Source organism: Mycobacterium sp. (assembly GCF_050700595.1).
In the GTDB taxonomy this organism is placed as follows: Bacteria; Actinomycetota; Actinomycetes; order Mycobacteriales; family Mycobacteriaceae; genus Mycobacterium.
Map to the genome: position 1 here is coordinate 1 of NZ_JBOHHI010000239.1, position 7258 is coordinate 7258.

At 64.8% G+C, this 7258-nt stretch carries 7 protein-coding genes; 2 read left to right on the forward strand and 5 right to left on the reverse strand.

All coding sequences use genetic code 11. The features are described 5' to 3' along the window. Nucleotides 1-177: 177 nt before the first annotated feature. Both ACRDTL_RS21970 and ACRDTL_RS21975 read right to left on the reverse strand, forming a co-directional pair. Complete coding sequence (locus ACRDTL_RS21970) at nucleotides 178-810, reverse strand: RES family NAD+ phosphorylase (protein ID WP_431508810.1); 633 nt, start codon at nucleotides 808-810, stop codon at nucleotides 178-180. Continuing rightward, complete coding sequence (locus ACRDTL_RS21975; RefSeq protein ID WP_431508811.1) at nucleotides 807-1334, reverse strand: hypothetical protein; 528 nt, start codon at nucleotides 1332-1334, stop codon at nucleotides 807-809. The genes ACRDTL_RS21970 and ACRDTL_RS21975 overlap by 4 nt, the downstream gene beginning before the upstream one ends. A gap of 303 nt (nucleotides 1335-1637) precedes the next feature. Here ACRDTL_RS21975 and ACRDTL_RS21980 point away from each other — a divergent pair, with 303 nt between their 5' ends. Continuing rightward, nucleotides 1638-2579, forward strand: coding sequence for a class I SAM-dependent methyltransferase (locus tag ACRDTL_RS21980; RefSeq protein ID WP_431508812.1), 942 nt, complete (start codon nucleotides 1638-1640; stop codon nucleotides 2577-2579). 14 nt (nucleotides 2580-2593) lie between these two features. On the opposite strand, the gene ACRDTL_RS21985 is transcribed toward ACRDTL_RS21980, so the two are convergent. The 3 genes from ACRDTL_RS21985 to ACRDTL_RS21995 form a co-directional block, all read right to left on the reverse strand. After that, complete coding sequence (locus ACRDTL_RS21985; protein ID WP_431508813.1) at nucleotides 2594-3229, reverse strand: RES family NAD+ phosphorylase; 636 nt, start codon at nucleotides 3227-3229, stop codon at nucleotides 2594-2596. A gap of 2 nt (nucleotides 3230-3231) precedes the next feature. Continuing rightward, a complete protein-coding gene (locus ACRDTL_RS21990; protein WP_431508814.1) occupies nucleotides 3232-3864 on the reverse strand; it encodes a hypothetical protein in 633 nt (210 codons plus the stop codon). Nucleotides 3865-3996: 132 nt separating this feature from the next. Further along, complete coding sequence (locus tag ACRDTL_RS21995; RefSeq protein ID WP_431508815.1) at nucleotides 3997-4470, reverse strand: hypothetical protein; 474 nt, start codon at nucleotides 4468-4470, stop codon at nucleotides 3997-3999. 383 nt (nucleotides 4471-4853) lie between these two features. Between ACRDTL_RS21995 and ACRDTL_RS22000 the strand changes: the two genes are divergently transcribed. Continuing rightward, nucleotides 4854-7258: GH92 family glycosyl hydrolase (locus tag ACRDTL_RS22000; RefSeq protein WP_431508816.1), on the forward strand; the 2405-nt coding region annotated here is incomplete at its 3' end.

The following is a 7258-nucleotide window of genomic DNA, read 5'->3' on the forward strand; positions in this document are numbered from 1 at the left end:
CCAGCCCGGCCATCCCAGGCCCGACCCGAGGAACCCACAAAGGAAAAGCTGGTACAAGCCAGCAGATCACGCACGCCCCATTACATCCACGCCCGACCGCACCCCACCGAAATCCGCAAGCGAACGCCGGAAATTACCCATCCACGGATTGAGGCTAAGGTGCGTTGAGCAGCTCGCTCATTCTGGCGGCTGCACGATTTGTACCTGTCGGCGCGTGGGGGCCCGCTCAACCCTGATGCCCTCGTTGGTGCACGCTTGAACGCCGTCGATCGGGTTTGGATCGGTAGGCCAACCTTGTTGCCCGGCAAGGTCAAACAACGCCACTGAGTTGGGCTTGGGCCCGGTGCTGAAGCGGGATTGGTAACGGATGCCCGAATGCTTGCGGCCGCCGAAAAAACCCGCCGCCCACGCCTGCGGAAACTTGTACGACGGGCAGGTCCCGATTTCACGGGTCATGCCGAAGCTTGCCACACGCGGCGAGCAGGTGTTCGCAAGCCAGCGCAGCGAGGGAACTTGCAGCTTCGACACCTGGGTTCGGGCCGCCGCCCTGAATGTGACTACCCCCTGGCGGACCAGGTCGTGACCGAATCTTTCCCGCAATGCGGAGGCGGTATCCGTTGCGAGATAACACGTTCCGTTGGGCTGGTTCACGTCGAAACGACCCGACAAATTAGAGGAGAACCACCACTGCGAGTTAGCGACGGTGTGCGCACGGTACAACTCCGCGTCGGGCGAAAGCTTTGATCGAGGGAACTTCGATAGGTCGGCCGGCGGCGGGCCCAGCGCTGGGCGCTGCCGGGAAGCGCTCACGCGGCCCAGCCCGACGCTACCTGCCGTGCCGTTGCCAGCACTTGTTGCGAATCACGGCCATTGCGCAACCAGTCGCTGGGACGGTCGCCGTCGAGGTCTTCGCTTGGCGCTCGCATCCACAGCGCGATCATCCACGCATCGTCGGTACCTTCTGCCAGCGTGGCGAGCACCTCGGTCAACGACGGGATGGTCGCGCCGTTGTCGAGGAATTGCCAGGTCGGGTAGACGACCCCGCCATCGTCGAGGGGGCATGCCAGGATCGCGTGCCGTGCCGCTCTTTGGTGCAGGGCCTGACGTGAGATCCCGAGCCATCGGCTAAGCCCCGAGGTGTCATAGAAAGGGCCCGATATCTCGTCGAAGACATGACCCAACGGAAGTGCTGCCACCATGGCGTCCGCGATGTCCTCCGGATCTCCGAACTCCTCGGGACGAAGCTGCGCTTCGCGCGCCTGGCGGAGTCGATCGTGGACCTTCCGGCCGACCGATCGCATGATCTCCTGCTCGAATGAAGCAAGGTCCGTCATCGTCGGGTTCCCTCCCATCTGCCGTCAACGTCGTCAAGCATACATCGTCAACGTCGTCAATGCCGTCGCTCATGGGCTAGGACGAAGATCCCGCATGATATGAGCCTTCTTTACCCGCCCGATACCCTTCTACCGTGGGCTTCACCATCAAGAATGCACACACCACCGCACTGGTACGAGAGCCCGCCAAAGGACCGGCACTGACCAGACCGACCACTGCTGTATGTAGGTAACGATTTCGTGCACACCGACGTCAGCGCCGCTTACCCGCGCTGATAAGGCGCTTGCGAGGAGGGAGTAACCGTGGCCAGAACCGACGACGACAGCTGGGACATCACCGAGAGTGTGGGCGCGACGGCGCTGGGCGTGGCGGCGGCCCGCGCGGCCGACACCGAGAGTGAGAATCCGCTGATCGACGATCCGTTCGCGCGGGTGTTCCTGGACGCCGCCGGAGACGGTGTGTGGAACTGGTTCGGGAACCCCGAGCTGCCTGCCGAGGTTGTCGAGGCTGAACCCGACGTGCCGCGGCGCCTGCAGGGGATGCGCGACTACTTTGCTTCGCGGACAGCATTTTTCGACCAGTTCTTCCTCAACGCGAACAACGTGGGCGTGCGGCAGGCGGTGATCTTGGCGGCGGGCCTGGACGCGCGGGCGTGGCGGTTGCCGTGGCTGGGCGGGACGACGGTCTATGAGCTCGACCAGCCCAGGGTGCTGGAGTTCAAGTTGTCGACGTTGCAACAACGCGGTGCGCTGCCCAGGTGCAAGCTGGTCGATGTTCCGGTCGATCTGCGCCAGGACTGGCCGACGGCGTTGGCGCAGGCGGGTTTTGACGTCTCGGCGCCGAGTGCCTGGTCCGTTGAGGGGCTGCTGATGTTTCTGCCGGCCGCGGCCCAGGATCTGCTGTTCGAGCGCATCCAGACGCTGGCCGCCGCCGGCAGCCGGATCGCCGTCGGGGCGATGGGCCCCGACTTCAACAAGCCTGAGGCCCGGGAGCGGCGGCGCTCGCAGACGCGGCGCTACCGCGAGCTGGCGGCCCGGCTGGGACGCGAGCAGCCCGAGATTCCCGACTTCGAGGAGCTGTGGTACTTCGAGGACCGCGCCGACGTCGGCGACTGGTTGCGCGGCCACGGCTGGGAGGTGTCGGTGCAAACGGCCGAGGAGGTGATGGCCCGCTACGACCGCCATCCCCCGGAGGGCATCGAGGACGGGGCGCCGTCGAGCCTGTACGTGTCGGGCGAGCGGTAGGGAAATTGCGCCTGCTAGCCGACGACGGTGATGAACCAGTCGTCGGCCAGTTGCTGAACCTCGTCGAATCCGGCGCCCAGATATAACGACAGCGGCGCATTCGCGTCGTCGACGTCAATGTCCTTGCGACGCTTGACGCGATCACCCCACAGCATCACGGCGTAGGAGTCGTTGAACTGACGCGAACGCCAGACCAGCCCGTCATAGTCGTCATGGTCGTAAAACGCCTGTCCCCACGCTGCAGTGCGGGGATATTGGCGGGCGCTGGTCTCGATCAGCTCGCCATGGGTCACGCCCAGTTTCTTGAGGCCAGTGCCGTGGAGTTGGACCAGCCGCAGATCACGCTGCGGAATCACCGTCGACCGGATCATCGGCACGAGCGCCTTGCGTTGCACCCGGCGTCCCGGGCCGCGTAACGGCACGTCGTGGAACACCGACTCCGACAACGCGCCTTCCACAAGGTCAGCACCGTAGAGCGTCGGCACAACCGCGCTCTGGCTTGTGACGGGACGAAAGCGGCGGGAATCGTTGGAGGTGTTGAACTCGGTTGCCCCTAGCGCGCTGTTGTGGCAGCGGATAATCGGATGCTTTGCGGGCCAGATTCTTTCGTGCGGCTGCGGCAACGGAGCCAGCACACCAGGGACACGCACGCCTATGCCATCACGTCGTCGAATGTGTGTCGTGCCGCTTCGACGATCTGCTCGGGCTCGCGGGTCAGCAGGTCAACGGGACGCTGATCGTCGAGCCAGCCGCTGGCCGTGGTGAACCACAGCGCAGTCTCCCAACCGTCGAGACCGTATGGCTGGAAAACCTCCAGCACACTGGCGATTACCGGCCTCGGGTGTCCGTCGGTGCCGAACTGGAAGCTCGGATAGAGCCGCACACCGCGGTGGTTGACCGTGAAGATCCGGCCGGCGGCCAACCAGCGTGAGGCAGTGGCGGAGCGGTTGGTCGCAGCTGAACCGGCGACTTCGGCAATCTGGTCGCTGCCATAGAAGCCGAATTCGTCGACGAGTTCTTGGCGTGCCTCGGCGTTGCGATGGGCTTGGCGCGCCGTTGCCGGCGACACCGTGGGGCCGGGGACGAACATCGCATCGACCAGGCGATCCGTTTGCTCTTCGCTCTGAGCCAGCATGGCAGCCAACCGGGTGATCTGCGCGGCCACCGAATGGTTTGCGGCCAGAACCACGACCTCTTGGCCTTCGGGCCGGATTTCCTCGATTGCGGCGGCGAGATCGGAGGCGGTTGCGGGCGCCGTTTCCGGGATGACCAGCGCCTTAGCCACCGGTTCATTCCCAGGTGAGGGCGTGAGATTAATGAATTGCATTCCTTCAGTCACGCAGATCATTCTACCTGCGATTGGTCGGACGTCAACGCTCGAACGCCCACCAGAAGCGACGGCCTACTTCGGTCAGCTTTAGCGCAAGACACGCGGCCGGCCAGGCTTCCGCTGCCATCCCTCCGCGAACTTCCGTACAGCAGCCGCATCCCACACGGCACCACCACGCAACTCCGCCAACGGCGCGGGGAATCCCCGCATCGAACGCAACTTGTGTACGCGCTGTCGCGACACACCCAACTCCTGCCCAATCTCGGCCGCAGACATCAACTCTGGCATCGTGGGCTCACCAGCACGCCGCAACAGCTCAGCCTCGGTGATCACCTCCACGCCGATCGGGCGAGCACCAACCACATGCTCGACAACGTCCGACAATTTCCGGCCCGCGTCCCAGATATCCATCGTGGTCGGCGCGTGCACCGTCACATCAACGACGCCACGCGTCGGCCGCGACGCATGACCGTCGTACTCCACCAGCTGATCCGCCCACCGATCCATCTCCTCCATCGACGGATCAAGCGGATAGGTCAAGCTGATCACCCAGTCACTCATCGCTCTCGTCCTCCGTCGCGCGCTGCGCTCGCTTTTCCTTCTTGCTTGGTGGGCGGGCACGGCGTCGCCGGATAGCCGGCCACATAGTCACCGTCGGGGGCATAGAACCATTCCTGAGACCGTGCCCACTTGGCGATTTTCTTGATGTCCCGGTTCATACTGCATTAACTGTTTCCATCTGTCAATAAAATCGAGACTCGCGTTGACGCAGGCACGGTCGCACGCGGTGACGCTATCGGCGCGCACCGGCCGGTGCACTTCACCTGATGTCACGTGCGATAGTGCCGTGAAAACGCCCACGCGACGTGACGGCTATGCAGTAAGAGACAGCTATGCCGTTACGAAGGGCGCTCGCCGCGGTACTAACGGTGGCGGCTGGCTGCATGATGCTGACCAGCGCTCCGGCGCACGCCGAGGAGCCCGCCTTCGTGACGAACCCGGTCGGCCACGTCGACACCCTGATCGGCACCGGGTCGAGCGAGACGGGTGGCGAGATCAACAACTTCCCCGGCGCATCCGTGCCGTTCGGGATGGTGCAGTACTCGCCGGACACCACCGATACCTACGCCGGCTACGACCACGACAACGAGCGCTCCACCGGGTTCAGCATGACCCACGCCTCGGTGGGCTGTAACGCGTTCGGCGACATCCCGATGCTGCCAACGACCACCGCGATCGGCGAGCAGCCGTGGTACGCGTGGGAGAAGATCGCCCACGACGACACCGAGGTCGGCGTGCCCGGCTACTACGCGGTGCGGTTCCCCGACACCGGGGTGACCGCCGAACTGACCGCCACCACCCGCACCGGCGTCGGCCGGTTCAGCTACCCCGACGACGGTCGGCCCGCGCTGTTCCACGTGCGCCCCGGTGGTTCGCTGGCGGGCAACTTCGCGGCGAGTATCCGGATCGGCGAGGACAACACCACGATCACCGGATCGGCGACCACCGGCGACTTCTGCGGCAAGAACAACATCTACACGGTGTATTTCGCGATGAAGCTCAGCCGGCCGTTCACTTCCTACGGCAGCTGGGACGGCGACTCGGTGTACGCCGGTGCGCGCAGCGCGGAGGCGAGTCGCAGCGGGGGATGGGTGGAGTTCCCGGCCGGCTCGGTGGTCGAGGTGCACACCGCGCTGTCTTACGTCAGTGTGGACGGAGCGCTGGCCAACCTTGCCGCCGAGGCCGGAGCCGGTTTCGACAACGTCCGCGCTACCGCATCCGGCGAATGGAACGCCGTGCTGTCGCGCATCGCGGTGGCGGGCACCAATACCGGTGACGTGAAGACCTTTTATACCGCGCTGTACCGATCTTTCTTGCACCCCAACACCTTTAACGATGCAGACGGACGCTACCTCGGGTTCGACGGCAACGTCCACACCGTGGCCAGCGGACACACCCAGTACACCAACTTCTCCGACTGGGACACCTACCGCTGCCTCGCCGCGCTGCAGGCGCTGCTCTTCCCGGAGCGTGCCAGCGACATGGCGCAATCGCTGGTGAACGACGCCGAGCAGAGCGGATCGCTTCCGCGTTGGGCGGTGGCGAATTCGGCGACCGGCGAGATGACCGGAGACAACGTGGTTCCGCTGATCGTCAACCTGTATACGTTCGGGGCGAAGGACTTCGACGCCAAAACGGCTTTTTATTACATGCTCAAAGCGGCCACCGACGGCGGTGTGGGGCGGGGCGGCTACGTGGAGCGGCCGGGAATCGCGACCTACCTGCAGCATGGCTACGCACCGCAGACCGAGGAGTTTAGCGGCGATCATGGGATGGACGGCGCGTCAATCACACTGGAGTGGTCGGTCGACGACTTCGCCATCTCCCGATTCGCCGATGTGCTCGGCGAGTCCGTGATTGGCGCCGAATTCCAGAACCGGGCACAGTATTGGCAGAACCTGTTCAACCCGCTGACCGGTTACATCACGCCGCGCAGCGCCGACGGTATTTTCCTGCCGTGGCCCGGGTCCTCCGGACCCACTTCGGATTTCGGCCAGGACGGATTCGAGGAAGGCAATGCCGCGCAGTACACCTGGATGGTGCCGCAGAACATCGCCGGCCTGGTGAGCGCTCTCGGCGGGCGCGAGGCCGCGGCCGAGCGGTTGGACCGCTTCACGACGGAGCTCAACGCGGGCCCCGACGAGCCGTACCTGTGGCTTGGCAACGAGCCGGGCTTCGGGGTGCCGTGGCTGTACAACTACGTCGGTCAACCGTGGAAGACACAGGAGACGGTCGACCGGGTGCGCAGCGAACTGTTCCGTCCCACGCCCGACGGTGAGCCGGGCAACGACGACCTCGGCGCGATGTCCAGCTGGTACGTCTGGGCCGCGCTCGGAATGTACCCGAGCACGCCGGGGACCGCGATCTTCACCGTGACCACACCGCTCTTCGATCACGCCGAGATCGCCCTTCCCGCAGGGAAATTAATCAGGATCTCCGCACCGGGCGCATCGAACGGCCTGAAGTACATCAACGGCCTCAGCGTTGACGGTAAGCCCACCGATCACACGTTTCTTCCGGAGTCACTCATCCGCACCGGCGGCGATGTCACGTTCTCACTGTCCGCCAACCCCAACACGATCTGGGGCACTGCCGAGTCCTCCGCGCCGCCGTCGTTCGGTGCGGGTCCCGCGATCGAGTCTGCGGCTACGGCTACCTGGCCGCCTTGGATTCAAGCGGTCGCTGCAACAAAGGCGGACGGGTCTGAGAGTAGTCGGTTGAGTTCTTCGGCGGGGGTGCGCCAGCCGAAGCGCTTGCGGGGACGCGCGTTGAGTTCGGCCGCGACGTT